Here is a 17,056-nt window from a genome sequence, read left to right as displayed (position 1 = left end):
CCTCCTTGCTTACTTCGTTTCGTACCACGTATGTCCTGCGCCCCCATCAACGCGTAGCGGTACGGATAATTCGACGGTCTGCTCCATCGCTTGTTTGACAAGCGCTTGTAAAGCGTCGAGTTCCTCGTCTGGTGCTTCAAAAATCAACTCATCGTGTACTTGTAATAACAAACGCGCTTTCAGATCAGATGCCTGTAAAGCAGCATGGACATCAAGCATCGCTTTTTTTATGATATCCGCAGCGGAACCTTGAATCGGCGTATTGATTGCCGTACGTTCCGCAAAACCACGTAAGTTGAAGTTTTTCGAATTGATATCCGGGATGTTACGGCGCCGGTTCATCAACGTTTCGACGAATCCATTCGCTCGTGCCGTCTCGATTGCCGTGTCCATGAACTGTTTGATTTGCGGGAACAGCTCGAAATAACGATCGATGAACGATTGTGCTTCCTTCCGCGTGATGTTCAAGTTTTGTGACAGTCCATAATCGCTGATTCCATAAATGATGCCGAAGTTGACAGCTTTCGCCTGACGCCGCATATTTCCTGTGACATCCTCCGGTTCAACACCAAAGACACTACTTGCCGTTTGAGTATGGATATCCTCATCATGTAAGAACGCATCGACAAGCGTCTGATCCTGCGACATATCGGCCATGACACGTAATTCGATTTGTGAATAATCGGCAGCGTACAGTGACCAGCCTGCTTCACTTGGAACGAAGGCTTTTCGAATCTTCCGTCCTTCTTCAATCCGAATCGGGATATTCTGAAGGTTCGGATTGACCGAACTTAAACGGCCTGTCTGGGCAATCGTCTGAGCAAAACGGGTATGAATCTTTCCGTCTTCCTTGATGACTTTTTGTAAGCCTTCGACATACGTCGACTGTAATTTTTGGAGCTCCCGGTATAACATGATGTGATCGATGACCGGATGCAACGGACGCAGTTTTTCAAGGACGTCCGCGGCAGTCGAATAGCCGGTCTTTGTTTTCTTGAAGGCGGGCAGTTCGAGTTTTTCAAACAGAATCACACCAAGTTGTTTCGGTGAATTGATATTGAACGACTCACCTGCCGCTTCAAAGACCAACGTCTCAAGTTCCGTTAAACGTCCGGCAAGATCTGCTTGCATCGATTGGAGGGTCGCGACGTCGACACGAATCCCGGTCCACTCCATCTCAGCGAGGACACCTGACAATGGACGCTCTAGTGTTTCATACAGCTCATATTGCTGATTCGCCTTCAACTCTTCCCGGACTTTCGGGAACAATAATTCGATCATCCGTGCCTTCTCTGCAAGATAAGGGTGTAATACGTCATCCGCTGGGGCTAGACGTTTGGCTCCCTTACCGAGGACCGCTTCTTCGTTCGGTGCCATCAATGCATAATGACCAGCAATTGAAGCGAGCGTCGTGCCGCCACTTAAATTCAATAAGTAACCCGCTAATAACAAATCCTCATAACCGTTTAAGGTTAAGCCATGCTTACGCAACGCGAATGCGACTTGTTTGGCATCGAGACAAATCTTCCGATGTTCCGACTCGATCCATTGGCGGAATGCCGGATCCTCGACGAGCGTTGGAGCAGCAACATAGATCGTGTCAGGCGTCGCGATCGCAAACCCGATGATGTCTTCTTCCATGTAATCCTCTCGTAGCTGTTCAGCAAGCAACACCGCATCGGTGACGTCTTCAGGAAGTGAAGTGATCGTCACGACGTTCAACTGCTCTTTATCCTCTTCTTTGACGACAGGAGCAAATCGATTCGTCAACGACTTGAAGCCAAGCGACTGGAACAACGAATACGGCACTTGGGTATCAACGTCGCGAATTTGCAAATCCTCTAGCGTCGTCTCGAGCGGGACATCAACTTTAATCGTCGCAAGTTCTTTCGATAGTCGTGCGAGTTCTTCGTTCGCGATGACTTTTTCCTTCTGCTTCCCTTTTAAGTCTTCAACATGTTCATACAGTCCTTCGACAGAACCGTATGCCGAAATCAATTTTACCGCCGTCTTTTCACCAATCCCAGGAATCCCTGGAATGTTATCCGACTTATCCCCCATTAACCCCTTCAGGTCAATCATTTGAATCGGCTTTAGACCACCATACGTCTCAGCGAACAGTTCCTCCGTCATGCACTGGACGTCCGTGATCCCACGCTTCGTGATCAAGACTTCGACCTTATCCGTGACAAGTTGAAGTAAATCTTTATCACCTGTGACGATCCGCGTCCGATCCGTCGACATCGTTCGTGCGAGCGTACCAATCAAATCATCTGCCTCATAGCGATGGAGTTCCATCATTTGAATACCGAGCGCTTCACAGATATCCCGGACGATCGGGAATTGCTCACGTAGTTCGGACGGTGTCTTTTCCCGACTTCCCTTATACTCCTGATATACATCATGACGGAACGTTTCACTCGAAGCATCGAAGGCAACGAGCATATGTGTCGGTTGTTCTTCCTCGAGCAACTTCAATAACATCATCGTAAAGCCATAAGCTGCGTTCGTATTTCGTCCTTGCGCATCCGTCATTGGTGGTAAGGCGAAAAACGCCCGATAGGTCAACGAGTTCCCATCAATCAATAGCAATTTATTTTCCATCATCTACGCCCCTTTAATCGATTTTCTGTTCCTATTGTATCACTCTACACACATTTGTTCGCTAAAAATGACCAAAAAAAGACGATTGACTCACGGAGAGTCAACCGCCAAGGGCATGACGACATGGGAGCTGATCCAGTCGCCATACAGATGATGAAGAAGGTACTTTCATCATAAGATACATCTATTAAGGAAATGTGAATCCACTGTGAAATTCAGCCATGTTTTGGTAAACGAATCGTAAATGTCGTGCCTTTGTGCTCTTCCGATGCGATTTCGATCTCACCGTGATGGAGGTCGACAATGTGTTTGACGATGGCTAGTCCAAGACCCGTTCCCCCAGAATTACGGCTTCGTGCCTTATCGACACGATAGAAACGTTCGAAGATTCGTTGGGTTTCTTTCGGATGAATACCAATTCCATCATCTTTGATGATGAGTTGGACAGACTCTTCTCCATCCTCGAGCTGAATCCAGACGTTGCCGCCGTTCGGCGTATAATTCAACGCATTCGCAACCAAGTTAACGACGACCTGTTTCAGACGATTCAGATCTGCTCGGATGAAGACTTCCTCTTCCATTTCGATATGAATCGTCATCTCTTTTTCTGTTGCTCGTCGATGCAGGAGTGCTGCTGTCTCCCGAACGAGACTTGTCACGTCAACGATTGCAGTCTCGAGCTGATAGTTATCTTGTTCTAAACGAGACAGCTCAAGCAAATCTTCCACCAATGTTTGCATTCGTTCCGATTCATCGTGGATGATCCGTAAGAACTGCTCCCGGATTTCCGGAACCTCTTGCGCACCATCGAGTAACGTTTCCGCAAATCCTTTAATGGACGTCAATGGTGTCTTCAATTCGTGACTGACATTCGCGACGAAGTCTTTACGCATCTGCTCTAGCTTCTTGATTTCCGTGATGTCGTTAAAGACGACGGTCGTTCCCTGCACCCGACCGTTCTTATCGAAAATCGGAGCGGCACTGACCATGAACGTCCGGCTATTGATGCCAAATCGAACACTCGACTGCTTTCGATTCGGTTTTTCCGTCAGATAGACATCTTCAATCACCTGACTCATTTTTTCGTTCGGAAGTACACGATAGTACAGCTTCCCACTAGACGGTTCATGAATGTTGAACATTTCCCGATACGTCCGGTTGACGAGCAGGACGTAGCCCTTCTCATCAATCAACATAAGACCGGCGCCCATGTATTCGATCAAAGATTCGAGACGTGCTCGTTGCATTGCTTCACCAGACGATGCGTTTTCGAGATTTCGCGCTAATAGATTGATAGAGCGCCCTAAATCGCGTGATTCATCCGGTGCCGCTAATTCATACACACGCGACTTGTAGTTCCCGTGCGACAGTTCATGTAAAACATCTGTTGCTTCTGCGATTGGACGTAGGAATCGTTTCGTCGACCGATAGATCGTCAAGAATATGATCACTAACGAGGCGAGTAGGGACAGAATGATGACCGTCCAAATCCGTGAATAGATGACATTCAAGTCTTGGGCGTAACGAATGAAACTGACGTAGACTTCTCCCCCATCCGCTGTCGGAACAGGTTTTGTAAATTGGACGACACTATCATCAGTTTTCGATTCAAATGTGCCCTCGTCAGGAATGGCTGAAAAATTGAGGGTCGCTACTTTTAATTTCGTCACATCAACAGGTGTTCCAGCAATGATTTCTCCACGGCTGTTGAATAAAATCATATCGAAATTCGATTCAGCATATAGTTCATTTACATACCGAGACATGTCTGGTACTTCTCGATCTCTCAAAATCGTCTCAACTAGCGCTGTTTCATCCATCAATTTTTCTTTTTCATTTTGGACATAGAATTCTTTGAAGGATTGACCTAATAAAAATCCAAGTGCTACAAGGACGAGACTGATGAACGAAATCATTTTAAAGATAAACCGTTTGCGATACTTACTCATTCCGCCTTCGGCTCTTCCATCTTGTAACCTAAACCGCGAATCGTTTTAATGTAAATCGGTTTTTTCGTATTCGGCTCGATTTTCTCTCGGACATGACTAATATGGACATCTACGATACGGGTATCGCCAACAAAATCATAATTCCAGATGGCAGATAACAACTGGTCGCGAGTCAACACACGTCCTTTATTTTTTGCAAGGTAAACAAGTAACTCAAATTCTTTTGGCGTGAGCTCTAACCGCTCTTCGGCTTTAAATGCTTCGTAATTGTCAGGAACGATTTTGACATCTCCGATAATGATTGTTCCATCCGTCACTTCTTCCGACGAAGTCGTTTGATGACTCATGCGACGTAAAATTGCTTTTACGCGCGCAACGACTTCACGTGGACTGAATGGTTTCGTCAAATAATCATCCGCTCCAAGTTCTAATCCGAGAACTTTATCAAATTCGTCATCTTTTGCCGTCAACATCAAAATCGGTGTATTGATTTTTTGCTGGCGGAGACGTTTACATACTTCAAGACCATCAAGCTCCGGTAACATCAAATCTAAGACGATCAATGCCGCATCTTGTTTTTCTGCTAATTTTAAACCAGACATCCCATCATGAGCTGTTTCAACGATGAAGCCGGCTTGTTCTAAGTTGAACTTCAACAACGTTGCAATCGACAACTCATCATCTACCACGATAATTTTATCTTTCAAACCTTGCATCCCCCTCAAGTTTCCTTCTTTTCGAATGAGGAATTCCGTGGAATCCGCTTCGTCTGTCTTCATCTTACCGACTTTTAATGGAAAACCACAAATCTTTCTGCAGTTTCTTTACATAATCTTTAAAGGAGATGCCGAATCCAACTAGATCGTTCGTGTAAAAGCTAATAAAACGGGGAAACAATACATATCGTTAATTGTAGGAGGTAGAATGTATGGAATGGAACCATCCCCTTTTTGCAGCCATCACGGCGTGGTTCATCGCTCAAGCAGCGAAGCTTGTCACGAGTTTGGTTCGGACACGAAAGTTCGACCTGGAAATCATGTTTGCTTCCGGTGGTATGCCTAGTTCACATAGTTCGACTGTCGTCGCCTTAGCCGTTGTCATCGGTTTTCAGGAGGGCTTCTCGTCTTCGATTTTCGCACTGGCTGTCATCTTTGCGACAATCATCATGTATGATGCGACCGGTGTCAGACAAGCAGTCGGTGTTCAGGCAAAACTACTCAATGATTATTTCAAAGGAATTCGCCATGAGACTCCTCTCCTGAATGAGCTCGTCGGTCATACCGAGTTTCAGGTGTTCGTCGGTCTGTTACTCGGACTAGTCGTCGGTCTTCTATGGCCCGTCTTCTTCTTTTAATCCTATGATGTACAACAGCCCATCCAATAATCGGATGGGCTGTTTGAGTATGATATAGCTTATGGTTTCAAGACGACCTTGATGCATCCATCTGTCCGATCATTAAATGTCTGATAGGCAGAAGCAGCATCATCAAGTGCCACTCGGTGTGTCACGATATCCGTCGGATCAAATTCTTGATTGATGATTTTCTGGAACAGTTCCGACATCAAATGAACGACTGGTGCTTGTCCCATTTTCAGCGTAATATTTCGGGTAAAGAAATCGCCAAGCGGAAACTGATTATATTTTTTAGCGTAGACTCCTGTCAACTGCACAGTACCAAATTTCCGGACAGCGTCCTTTGCAATGTCAATGGCACTCAACGTTCCACCTTGTAGACCAATCTTTTGTTCAATTTTTTCTACAGGGGACATCTTCCCATCAAAACCGACGCAATCAATTACGACGTCTGCTCCACCTTGTGTCAGCTCTTTAATATACGCACCACTTTCTGCGTGATCCGAGAAATTTACTGTCTCGACTTTATTCGTGACTTTAGCATGATTTAATCGATACACTTGATCATCCACCGCAATGACTCGCTTTGCTCCTTGCATCCATGCAAATTTTTGTGTCATTAGTCCAACTGGTCCTGATCCGAGTACGACGACCGTATCTCCTTTTTTCACACCCGCATGCAGGACACTCCAATACGCCGTAGGTAAAACGTCAGATAAGAACAATAATGCCTCATCTTCTAATTCGCATGATTCAGGAATCACGAGTGGCATGAAATTCCCGAACGGAACTTTTAAATATTCCGCCTGACCACCGGGATGTCCACCAAACTCTTCTGTAAAACCGAAGTACCCACCTGTATCGACATGGGGATTTCCGTTCGAGTTATCACATTGACTCTCCATATCATGTTCACAAAAGAAACAGTGACCACAAGCAACATTAAACGGTAACACGACGCGGTCGCCACGCTTGACCTTCGTCACACCTGGTCCAACCTCTTCAACGATGCCCATCGGTTCATGACCAATGACATAATCTTTGTGAGCCGGCATATTTCCTTGATAGATGTGTAAATCTGATCCACAAATGGCAGTCGATGTGATTTTGACGATGATATCATCGTTTTTATCAATCGATGGATCCTGGACTTGTTTGACTTGAACATCTTTTGCTCCTTGGTATGTTACGGCGCGCATATGGCATCCCCCTTAGTGGAATAAAATGACGTACCTTTGTCCTTACCCTAATACAATCTTTTTTTCTACATGTTTATTGAAATTGGAACTTTTCTCCTATGTGTATCGTATGTTGTGAAAAACACACTTTACACAATTAACCTATGAATGAAAGGAGGCACTCGCGTGGCACGATGCACCGTTTGTCGTCAATCCTGGTCTGCTCGAACAATCTATCGTTTAATGTGGTCTGCTCACGGACTGCCCTGTCCGCATTGTCAAAACTCACAACACCTCCATATGGAACATCAAGGTCACTTCCTTCGAATCGGATATTTGATTCCGTGGCTGACATTTCTTCTTATACTGGTCTGCCCTTGGTATGCCAAGTTATCGCACTATGCTTCTCCTCATCGATTATGACGAGATGAAAAAAGACGAACTTGTCGAAAGTGACAAGTTCGTCTTTTTTTGAATCAAGATTTTAATAAGTCGAGTACAGAACGGACTGTAGAGGCAGAGCGATTCAAAGCCTCTTGCTCCTCAGTCGTCAGTTCGAGTTCATAGACATGCTCGACACCGTTTCCGCCAAGAATGACCGGTACACCGAAATACATATCGTCATATCCATATTCGCCTTCGAGATAAGCAATGGCAGGTAGAATACGTCGCTGGTCCTTCAAGATCGCCTCGACCATCTCAGCAATTGCTGCTGCCGGTGCGTAGTAAGCGGAACCGTTTCCGAGTAACTGAACGATTTCACCGCCGCCTTTACGCGTTCGGTCAACGATCGCCTCTAACCGCTCCTTGGATATCAGTTTCTCGATTGGAATGCCTCCCGCCTGAGAATAGCGCAGTAGTGGCACCATGTCATCCCCGTGTCCGCCGAGTACGAATCCCGATACATCCTTTACAGAAACGTTCAGTTCCTCTGCTAAGAATGTCCGGAAACGTGCCGTGTCGAGGACACCGGATTGACCGATGACACGCTCTTTCGGAAAACCAGATGCTTGATAGACTGTATACGTCATCGCATCGACCGGATTCGTCAAAACGATGATGATCGATTCCGGTGCATGCGCGACGATTTCCTTCGTCACAGCCGTCATGACGGCAGCATTCGTACTCACGAGGTCCTCGCGGCTCATCCCTGGCTTCCGAGCGATACCGGCAGTGATGACGACGATATCCGCACCGTTGATGTCGGCATAATTCGATGTCCCTTTTACTGAAGCATCAAACCCGAGGATCGGCGCTGCCTCTTGCATATCGAGCGCCTTTCCTTTCGTCGGATTCTCTTGCTCGGGTCGGTCGACGAGGACGACATCTCCTAGCTCTCGCTGAGCAAGATAGAGTGCTGTCGTTGCGCCCGTAAAGCCACTTCCTATGACTGCGATCTTCTTCCGTCTGTTCATCGACTCATTCCTCCTGATCGGATTACATGTTTTTGATGAGTTCGTCCGCGAATTCAGAACACTTCACTTCAGTCGCACCATCCATGAGACGTGCGAAGTCGTATGTGACGACTTTCGATTCAATCGATGTTTCCATCGATTTGATGATGAGATCTGCTGCTTCGTTCCAGCCGAGGTGACGGAACATCATTTCGCCTGACAAGATGACAGACGATGGGTTTACTTTATCAAGTCCAGCGTATTTCGGTGCTGTACCGTGAGTGGCTTCAAAGATCGCATGACCTGTCATGTAGTTGATGTTTGCTCCAGGTGCGATTCCGATACCACCGACTTGAGCAGCAAGTGCATCTGAGATGTAGTCACCGTTCAAGTTCATTGTCGCAACGACATCGAACTCTTTTGGACGAGTCAAGATTTGTTGTAAGAAGATATCAGCGATTGAGTCTTTCACGATCAACTTACCAGCAGCTTCTGCGTCTGCTTGTGCTTTATTCGCAGCATCTGTCCCTTCTTCTTCCTTGATGCGATCATATTGGTTCCAAGTGAAGACGTGCTCTGCGTATTCACGCTCAGCAAGCTCATAGCCCCAGTTTTTGAAAGCACCCTCAGTGAACTTCATGATGTTTCCTTTATGAACGAGCGTCAACGAAGCGCGTTTGTTCTCGAGTGCATATTCGATTGCTGCACGAACGAGGCGTTCTGTTCCCTCTTTTGAAATCGGTTTGATTCCAAGACCAGATGTCTCAGGGAAGCGGATTTTATTGACACCCATTTCGTTTTGAAGGAACTCAAGCAGTTTTGCAGCACCTTCGCTACCTTCTGCGTATTCGATTCCGGCGTAAATGTCTTCAGTATTTTCACGGAAGATGACCATGTCTGTATCTTCTGGGCGTTTAACCGGTGAAGGCACACCTGTGAAGTAACGGACTGGACGAAGACATGTGTACAAATCAAGCTCTTGACGTAGAGCAACGTTCAACGAACGGATTCCGCCGCCGACTGGTGTCGTCAGTGGTCCTTTGATTGCGATGATGTGCTCACGGATGAGATCAAGTGTCTCTTCTGGTAACCAGTTGCCTGTTTTGTTGAATGCTTTTTCACCAGCGTAGACTTCTTTCCATTCGATTTTCTTCTCACCGTTGTATGCTTTTTCAACTGCTGCATCAAACACACGTACCGCTGCGTTCCAGATGTCAGGTCCTGTTCCGTCACCAATGATGAACGGAATGATTGGAGCGTTTGGAACTTGAAGTGTACCGTTAGTTACTGTGATGTTTTCGCCTTGAAGTGTAGCCATGTCTAAAAATCCCCCTTAAGTAATTGTAATCTACATCAAAAATCAGGAGAGGATTGCTCCTCCCCGTCCTTTTAACGTTCTTCGATGGACACGTATGTCCGGTGCGTTTCACCCGTGTAGTCTGCACGCGGGCGAATCAGACGGTTATCGCTATACTGCTCTAAAATGTGCGCCAACCAACCTGACATCCGACTTACTGCAAAGATTGGAGTGAATAGTTCTGTATCAAGTCCAAGTGCATGGTACGTAGAAGCGGAATAGAAATCAACATTTGGTTTCAATCCTTTTTCCGATTGGACGATTTCGTCGATCTTAACTGACATCTCATACCATTTCGGCTCCCCGATTTGAGCAGTCAGCTGACGACTCATTTCTTGAAGGTGCTTCGCACGTGGGTCGCCGTCCTTGTAGACACGGTGACCGAAGCCCATGATTTTTTGCTTGTTCTCAAGTTTATTATGAACATACTCGTCAACCTTTTCAACCGAATCAATTTCTAACAACATCTTCATGACGGCTTCGTTCGCGCCACCGTGAAGTGGTCCTTTTAATGCGCCCATCGCTGCCGTCACACCTGAGTAGACGTCAGAGAGTGTCGCGACACACACGCGTGCTGTGAACGTCGAAGCGTTCAACTCGTGGTCAGCGTGAAGAACGAGCGCTTGGTTGAAAGCTTTTTCTGCAACTTCCGTTGGCTCTTCACCCGTCAACATGAACAAGAAGTTTCCTGCGTATGAAAGACCCGTTTTAGGTGCGATCGGCTCTTGTCCTTTTTTAATACGGGCGTAAGCTGTGACGAGTGTTGCGATTTGTGCCTGTAATTTGATGGCTTTAGCGTAATTCGCCTCAGTCGACATATTTTCCGATGTCTCATCGTAAAGCGCGAGTTGAGAGAGCGCTGTTCGAATCGTCGCCATCGCATTCGCCGACTTCGGTGCTGCCTTCATTGTTTCAAGAACGGCAGTCGCAACCGTTGCTTCGGAAATGAGTGCTTCCGATAGTTGCTTCAATTCCTCTTCTTTTGGTAGACGGTCGTTCCACAACAAGAAGACGACTTCCTCAAATGAGGCGTGCTCCGCCAAATCATCAATCGTATAACCGCCATACGTCAATTGACCATCGATGATCGAACTGATTTTCGATGAAGTCGCGACGATTCCTTCTAAACCTTTAGTTTGCGTCATGACAATAATCCCCCTTTTTTTCCCCAGAAATTTAAAACGCTTTCATTTCCGTATTGAAAAAAAGACGTCCACTCAAGAGTCGTTCCCCATGCTTGTAGCGCTGTACTCTTGAATAGACCATCTTGTTTCTGTTCTTAGTATAAACAAAAATACCCAAAAAGTGAATGAACTTGCATACTATTATCAAAAAATTAATTCAGTTACTTTGCTGATTCGGCTCATCCTGTGAACGCTTTTGCGATGACATCCCACATTCCAATGACGAGCGCCGCGATTCCAGCACCAATCAATGGTCCAACCGGTACACCTCTAAAGAGTCCGACTGCAAGAATCGTTCCAGCTAGCAAGGCTGTCGTCACGAGTGGATCTTCTTTCATCAGTCCAACACCGTGTGCTGCGACGATTGCAACAAAGATTCCTGATAAAAATGAGATGATGCCGATGTGTCCCCGAATACTTTGGAGCAACTCCTTAAATCCGATATCCCCTGCTGCAATCGGTACGAGGATCGCTGCCGTGATCAATGTGACGCCCCACGTGATCCCCTTTGCCTGCAAGGAAGGAAACAGTCTACCATCCAGCCCGATTGCCTTGATGATCAGCAGGAAGGCTGCAGCGATGATTAATGATTTATTTTGTGCGATGACCCCAATGAAGACGAGGGCAATCAAAAAAAGATAAGCTTCCATACGTCCTCCTCATACAAAAAAAGACGGACATGACCTAAGTCACGTCCGTCATGAATGGATTATGCGTTATATAGTTTACCTGTCAATGGATCGATTGAGATCATTTGACCGTCTTTGAAGACTGTCAATGCATCTTCGACACCAACGATGACTGGTTTACCGAGTGATGGTCCAACGATTCCAGCATGGCTTGTCAATCCGCCATCAACTGTGATCATCGCTGCAGCCATCTCGATTGCAGGCATCATGTCACGATCAGTTGAGTTCGTAACGAGGATCATGCCTGGCTTCGCTTTAGAGTTTGCTTCTTCAGCATTGTTTGCGATGACGACTTCGCCAACGACTCCACGCTCACCGATACCGCGACCGTTTGCGATCTCTTTACCGACGATGTGGATTTTCAACATGTTCGTTGTACCAGCAGTCAAAGCAGGAATACCTGCTGAGATGACGACGAGATCACCATCTGTGACGAAACCAGCGTCTTTTGCTGTGTCCGCAGCAAGTGTCAACATGTCATCCGTGTTGTCTGAAAGATGATCAACGACGATTGGGTACACGCCCCATACGATGTTTAACTGACGTGCGACACGTGCGCTTGGTGTAACCGCGACGATGTTTGGCTCCGGACGGTATTTCGAGATACGTGCAGCCGTGTAACCCGATTGTGTCGGTGTCAAGATTGCTTTTGCGTCCAAGTTGATTGCAGTGTGCGTAACCGCTTGAGCGATTGCATCCGTTACTGTGTGCTCACTACGTGTCTGACGATCTTTCAACAAGAGCTTGTAGTCGAGCATTTTTTCTGTACGTTTTGCGATCGAGTGCATCATTTGGACAGATTCGATTGGGTAGTCCCCTGCTGCTGTCTCACCTGAAAGCATGATTGCATCCGTACCATCAAGAATCGCGTTCGCGACGTCTGATGCTTCAGCACGTGTTGGACGTGGGAAACGTTGCATCGAGTCAAGCATTTGTGTTGCTGTAATGACTGGTTTACCGAAGTCGTTACAAAGCTTGATCAAGTCTTTTTGAGTTGGCGTGACTTCTTCCGTTGGAATCTCGATACCGAGGTCACCACGCGCTACCATCAAACCGTCCGAAATCGCAAGGATTTCTTCGATGTTATCGACACCTTCTTGGTTCTCGATTTTCGGGAAGATTTTGATATGGCTCGCGTTGTTTTTCTCAAGCAATTGACGAATCGCAACGACGTCTGACGCACGGCGTACGAAAGATGCCGCGATCAAATCGATATCGCTCTTGATACCGAACTCGATATCCGCAATATCTTTTTCTGTCAAAGCAGGAAGGTTAACCTTCACGTTTGGCAAGTTAACGCCTTTTTTCGTCTTGATGACGCCTTCGTTTTCGATGGAACAACGAAGCTCACGGTTCGGAAGTTTTTCAGTGACACGAAGACCGATGAGACCGTCATCAAGCATGATCATCGAACCAACTTCGACGTCATCATAGAGTCCTTCATACGTGACTGAGAATTTATCTTTCGTTCCGACGATTTCGTTTGCGTCTCCGCTAACGATGATGACTTCTTGACCACGTTCGAGAAGCGCTTTTCCTTCTTCAAACGAATGTGTCCGGATTTCTGGTCCTTTCGTATCAAGAAGAATCGTAACGATTTTGTTTGCTTCTTTCGCTGCACGACGGATATCCGTGATACGTGCACCGTGTTCTTCATAATCGCCGTGTGAGAAGTTCAAACGAGCGACGTTCATACCTGCTTCAATCATTTCTGGAAGACGTTTTTCTGACGCCGGTCCAATCGTACATACAATTTTAGTTCTACGCATATTCCATAAACCTCCTACGGTGTTTGGCCAAGTTCTCTTGTCCATTTCAATCCTATCGACGTTCGTTAAATCGAAAGCTGTTTTGAAAGCTCAAGAATATCAAGATCCAGCTCATGTTTATTTTCGTCGAGTGCCTCATCGATATCGAGATCGATCATCTTACCACCACGTACACCTACGACACGTCCTTGTTTTCCTTGAAGTAGGATTTCGATGGCATGCGCCCCCATCCGACTTGCAAGTACACGGTCCGCTGCCGTTGGTGCTCCACCACGTTGAACGTGACCAAGTACCGTGACGCGTGTATCGAGACCTGTTTCTTTTGCGATCGCGTCTCCCACGTCCTGAGCACGACCTGCTCCTTCAGCGACGATGACGATTGAGTGCTTCTTACCGCGGTCGACACCACTTTGAATACGGGAAAGCACTTCTTTTAAATCTTCAGGACGCTCGGGAACAAGAATCGATTCTGCTCCACCAGCAAGTCCTGCATATAATGCGATATCACCCGCATCGCGTCCCATGACTTCAATGACATACGTTCGCTCATGCGACGATGCCGTATCACGGATTTTATCGATCGCTTCAAGCGCCGTGTTGAGCGCTGTATCAAAACCGATCGTATAGTCCGTTCCAGGGATGTCGTTATCGATCGTACCTGGAAGTCCAATTGTCGGGAAACCAAGTCCCGTCAATTTTTGGGCACCACGATACGACCCGTCTCCGCCTACGACGACGAGTGCATCAATTTCAAATTTCTTTAGATTGACGACCGCTTTTGCTCGTCCTTCTTCTGTACGGAACTCAGGGCAACGTGCTGAACGTAGGAACGTTCCGCCTCGTTGAATGATGTCACCGACTGATCCAAGGTTCAACTGGACGATGTCCCCGTTGATTAATCCTTGGTAGCCATTGTAGACACCGAATACTTCTAAGCCATGAAAAATCGCTTTACGCGTGACAGCACGCACCGCAGCGTTCATACCGGGTGCATCGCCGCCACTCGTTAAGACAGCAATCCGTTTTAAACTCACGTTAATCACCTCTCCATTAATCTGAATCTAAAATAGCACGTTGTTTTCTTGTTTTACAACAGGGCAGATTGCATAAACTTTCACTAGCTTTTTCATCATCGATTCCGGAAATGAGGAATATCAATCATGATAGCGATTACATGGTGCTTATGTGCCAATTTGGTGATATTTTTCAGTCCGCTGATCAATGAGCTCTTCCTTGGTCAGATGAACCAATGATTCGAGCTTCTGTACCAATACAGTTTTTAATTTATCCGCCTGTAATGACACATCGAGATGCGCCCCTCCGACGACTTCTGGAATGATGGCATCCGCGATCCCGAGTCGTAATAAATCAGGCGCTGTGATTTTCATCGATTCTGCCGCTTTCTCCGCAAGACTTGCATCTTTCCATAACAATGCTGCAGCACCTTCAGGAGAGATGACCGAATACGTTGAATTCTCGAGCATCAAGAGTTGATCACACACTCCGATTCCTAAAGCACCACCTGATCCACCTTCACCGATGACGATTGAGATGATTGGAACCGTCATGCCAGCCATCTCAAACAAGTTTTTCGCGATGGCCTCACTCTGACCACGTTCTTCTGCTGCACGTCCTGGGTAAGCCCCTTTCGTGTCGATGAACGTAATGATTGGTCGATTGAATTTCTCCGCTTGTTGCATGAGACGTAGTGCTTTTCGGTACCCCTCCGGATGTGGCATCCCGAAATTACGACGAATGTTTTCTTTTGTATCTTTTCCGCGTTGATGACCGATGATCGTCACCGGACGACCATTCAGTGTTCCGATTCCACCGACGATTGCCGCATCATCATATCCATGACGATCGCCGTGCAACTCGATGAAGTCTTCACAAATGGATTCAATGTAATCGAGTGTCGTTGGACGTTCTGGATGACGTGCCAATTGAACGCGATTCCACGCTTTCATATTCCCGTAAATATCGAGTTCTAACCGATGAAGGCGTTCTTCAAGAAGTTGGAGTTCTTCCTTGAAGTCTAGTCCTTGTGTTTCCGCCATATCATGGAGCTCAAGAATTTTTTCGCGTAACGCGATGACTGGTTGGTCAAATGGTTGCATGGTTCGTTCCCTCCGCATGTAGCTTTAAGATTCGCGTATAGTACGTTTTCAGATCATGTCGTGATACGACATCGTCCAGTTGACCTGCTTGTAATAAGAATTCTGCTGTTTGGAAATCTTCCGGTAGTTTTTCACGTATCGTCTGTTCGATGATCCGTCGACCTGCAAACCCGATCAACGCCCCCGGTTCAGCGATGTTAAAGTCACCGAGCATCGCAAAACTTGCTGATACCCCGCCGGTCGTCGGATGCGTCATACAAGAAATATAAAGTAATCCAGCATCTGAATGCTGTTTTAAGAAGAGACTCGATTTCGCCATCTGCATGAGACTAACCATTCCCTCTTGCATCCGTGCTCCACCTGAAGCGGAGAAAATCGTGACAGGTAGACGATGTTTTGTTGCGTAACGAACCGCTTCAGAAATCGCAGCACCGACTGCTGCACCCATCGAGCCCATGCGGAATCGTGCATCCATGACACAAGCGACGAGTGGGTGACCATTCACATTCCCGACGCCACAGACGATCGCTTCCTCAAGACCCGTTCTGACTTGGTCGCCCTTTAATTTTTCCAGGTAATCCTGGAATCCAAGCGGATCTGCTTGAACTGCCGGTAAGTCGAAATACGTCACCGAACCTTCATCGAATAATTGCGTAAAACGTTCTTGCGCGGTCAACGGGTGATGATACCCACATGAACAGACACGTAAGTTCGCCTCCAGTTGTTTCGTATATTGGATTAATTTACATTTCGGACATTTCGTCATTAGGCCAACTGGCACATCGACACGCTGCTCCTTCGAAGTCAGCGTGACGAACTTTTTAGGTTTTCGAAAAAATGCTTGCACGTTCAGTTCCCCCTTGTCATCCTATGGGCGGTTCAAGAGTTGTTCCCGTTCCGCCTGCGTATAGAGTTCCCCTTGACCGAAGCTTTTATGGAAGGCATTGACTTGTCGCCAGATTCGTTCAAACAAATCGTTATCGACCGTCTGAATCAACGTCTCACGAAACGCTGCATCGGATGATACGACTGATGCAAGCACCGAAAGGTCATCCAGCTGCGTGAGCGCTGCTTGCTCAAGCAAGCGGAGCGTTCCTGCCAAGTCTTCGAACTTCGAATCGCCAGTCACTAAGAATTGAGCGATGATTTGAATATAGGTATGATCGTCACGGTTCAATAGAAAGCTTCCGCCTCCATGTCGTGTCTCGACGATCCCTAAATAAGCGAGCGTCCGTAATGCTTCTCGCACGGACGGTCGACTGATGGATAGTCGTTCTGCCAGTTCCCGTTCTGATGGAATACGGTCTCCTGGAACTAATCCATCTTGTTCGATCATCAATTTAATCGCCGCGATATTGGCTTCAAACGCATTTCGTTTCTTCTCCATATCGATACGGCACCACCTTTCTGACCCTTCAGTAGGTTGCTTCAATCGGTGGCATTGGTCAGACCAATTACCCC

14 protein-coding genes are annotated in these 17,056 nt (G+C 46.8%); 1 reads left to right on the top strand and 13 read right to left on the bottom strand.

Annotation, left to right across the window (positions count from 1 at the left end; all coding sequences use genetic code 11):
* Positions 1 to 9: 9 nt before the first annotated feature.
* The 3 genes from polA to NOM72_RS02975 form a co-directional block, all read right to left on the bottom strand.
* Positions 10 to 2,607, bottom strand: coding sequence for a DNA polymerase I (gene polA / locus NOM72_RS02985; protein ID WP_035396554.1), 2,598 nt, complete (start codon positions 2,605 to 2,607; stop codon positions 10 to 12).
* A gap of 212 nt (positions 2,608 to 2,819) precedes the next feature.
* Positions 2,820 to 4,553: a two-component system histidine kinase PnpS gene (gene pnpS, locus NOM72_RS02980; RefSeq protein WP_023469029.1), complete on the bottom strand. Its 1,734-nt coding sequence runs from the start codon at positions 4,551 to 4,553 to the stop codon at positions 2,820 to 2,822.
* Positions 4,550 to 5,269: a response regulator gene (locus NOM72_RS02975; protein ID WP_370448377.1), complete on the bottom strand. Its 720-nt coding sequence runs from the start codon at positions 5,267 to 5,269 to the stop codon at positions 4,550 to 4,552. The genes pnpS and NOM72_RS02975 overlap by 4 nt, the downstream gene beginning before the upstream one ends.
* A gap of 212 nt (positions 5,270 to 5,481) precedes the next feature.
* Between NOM72_RS02975 and NOM72_RS02970 the strand changes: the two genes are divergently transcribed.
* Positions 5,482 to 5,907, top strand: coding sequence for a divergent PAP2 family protein (locus NOM72_RS02970; protein ID WP_023469031.1), 426 nt, complete (start codon positions 5,482 to 5,484; stop codon positions 5,905 to 5,907).
* Positions 5,908 to 5,966: 59 nt separating this feature from the next.
* Here NOM72_RS02970 and NOM72_RS02965 read toward each other — a convergent pair whose 3' ends face one another.
* The 10 genes from NOM72_RS02965 to NOM72_RS02920 form a co-directional block, all read right to left on the bottom strand.
* A complete protein-coding gene (locus NOM72_RS02965; protein WP_255997748.1) occupies positions 5,967 to 7,106 on the bottom strand; it encodes a zinc-dependent alcohol dehydrogenase in 1,140 nt (379 codons plus the stop codon).
* Positions 7,107 to 7,561: 455 nt separating this feature from the next.
* Entirely contained in the window at positions 7,562 to 8,500 is a 939-nt protein-coding gene (gene mdh / locus NOM72_RS02960; RefSeq protein ID WP_058713773.1) for a malate dehydrogenase, read from the bottom strand.
* A gap of 22 nt (positions 8,501 to 8,522) precedes the next feature.
* Positions 8,523 to 9,797 carry an NADP-dependent isocitrate dehydrogenase gene (gene icd, locus NOM72_RS02955; RefSeq protein WP_050677651.1) on the bottom strand — a complete coding sequence of 425 codons (1,275 nt, stop codon included), beginning with the start codon at positions 9,795 to 9,797 and terminating at the stop codon, positions 8,523 to 8,525.
* A gap of 71 nt (positions 9,798 to 9,868) precedes the next feature.
* On the bottom strand, positions 9,869 to 10,981 hold the full coding sequence (gene citZ, locus NOM72_RS02950) for a citrate synthase (RefSeq protein WP_255997745.1): 1,113 nt from the start codon (positions 10,979 to 10,981) through the stop codon (positions 9,869 to 9,871).
* Positions 10,982 to 11,199: 218 nt separating this feature from the next.
* On the bottom strand, positions 11,200 to 11,670 hold the full coding sequence (locus NOM72_RS02945; RefSeq protein WP_023469036.1) for a DUF441 domain-containing protein: 471 nt from the start codon (positions 11,668 to 11,670) through the stop codon (positions 11,200 to 11,202).
* Between the two features lie 59 nt (positions 11,671 to 11,729).
* A complete protein-coding gene (gene pyk / locus NOM72_RS02940) occupies positions 11,730 to 13,478 on the bottom strand; it encodes a pyruvate kinase (RefSeq protein WP_050677653.1) in 1,749 nt (582 codons plus the stop codon).
* A 65-nt stretch (positions 13,479 to 13,543) separates the two neighbouring features.
* Positions 13,544 to 14,512 (bottom strand): 6-phosphofructokinase, encoded by a 969-nt coding sequence (pfkA, locus tag NOM72_RS02935; protein ID WP_023469038.1) that lies wholly within the window; start codon positions 14,510 to 14,512, stop codon positions 13,544 to 13,546.
* 147 nt (positions 14,513 to 14,659) lie between these two features.
* A complete protein-coding gene (gene accA, locus NOM72_RS02930; RefSeq protein ID WP_023469039.1) occupies positions 14,660 to 15,595 on the bottom strand; it encodes an acetyl-CoA carboxylase carboxyl transferase subunit alpha in 936 nt (311 codons plus the stop codon).
* Positions 15,582 to 16,442: an acetyl-CoA carboxylase, carboxyltransferase subunit beta gene (gene accD, locus NOM72_RS02925; RefSeq protein WP_255997741.1), complete on the bottom strand. Its 861-nt coding sequence runs from the start codon at positions 16,440 to 16,442 to the stop codon at positions 15,582 to 15,584. Before accD ends, accA begins: the two co-directional genes overlap by 14 nt.
* Positions 16,443 to 16,463: 21 nt before the next feature.
* On the bottom strand, positions 16,464 to 16,982 hold the full coding sequence (locus tag NOM72_RS02920) for a FadR/GntR family transcriptional regulator (RefSeq protein ID WP_255997739.1): 519 nt from the start codon (positions 16,980 to 16,982) through the stop codon (positions 16,464 to 16,466).
* Between the last annotated feature and the right edge of the window lie 74 nt (positions 16,983 to 17,056).

The organism is Exiguobacterium sp. LL15 (assembly GCF_024436095.1).
GTDB lineage: Bacteria > Bacillota > Bacilli > Exiguobacteriales > Exiguobacteriaceae > Exiguobacterium_A > Exiguobacterium_A indicum.
The sequence above is the reverse complement of the archived record's forward strand: the minus strand, read 5'-3'. Positions and strand labels throughout refer to the sequence as shown.

Bases quoted from the DNA above. Each gene is read 5' to 3' on its own strand.
- NOM72_RS02945 (WP_023469036.1), bottom strand. From the start codon at position 11,670: ATGGAAGCTTATCTTTTTTTGATTGCCCTCGTCTTCATTGGGGTCATC.
- citZ (WP_255997745.1), bottom strand. From the start codon at position 10,981: ATGACGCAAACTAAAGGTTTAGAAGGAATCGTCGCGACTTCATCGAAA.
- NOM72_RS02975 (WP_370448377.1), bottom strand. From the start codon at position 5,269: ATGCAAGGTTTGAAAGATAAAATTATCGTGGTAGATGATGAGTTGTCG.
- pyk (WP_050677653.1), bottom strand. From the start codon at position 13,478: ATGCGTAGAACTAAAATTGTATGTACGATTGGACCGGCGTCAGAAAAA.
- NOM72_RS02965 (WP_255997748.1), bottom strand. From the start codon at position 7,106: ATGCGCGCCGTAACATACCAAGGAGCAAAAGATGTTCAAGTCAAACAA.
- NOM72_RS02970 (WP_023469031.1), top strand. From the start codon at position 5,482: ATGGAATGGAACCATCCCCTTTTTGCAGCCATCACGGCGTGGTTCATC.
- accA (WP_023469039.1), bottom strand. From the start codon at position 15,595: ATGCAACCATTTGACCAACCAGTCATCGCGTTACGCGAAAAAATTCTT.
- NOM72_RS02920 (WP_255997739.1), bottom strand. From the start codon at position 16,982: ATGGAGAAGAAACGAAATGCGTTTGAAGCCAATATCGCGGCGATTAAA.
- polA (WP_035396554.1), bottom strand. From the start codon at position 2,607: ATGATGGAAAATAAATTGCTATTGATTGATGGGAACTCGTTGACCTAT.
- pnpS (WP_023469029.1), bottom strand. From the start codon at position 4,553: ATGAGTAAGTATCGCAAACGGTTTATCTTTAAAATGATTTCGTTCATC.
- mdh (WP_058713773.1), bottom strand. From the start codon at position 8,500: ATGAACAGACGGAAGAAGATCGCAGTCATAGGAAGTGGCTTTACGGGC.
- icd (WP_050677651.1), bottom strand. From the start codon at position 9,797: ATGGCTACACTTCAAGGCGAAAACATCACAGTAACTAACGGTACACTT.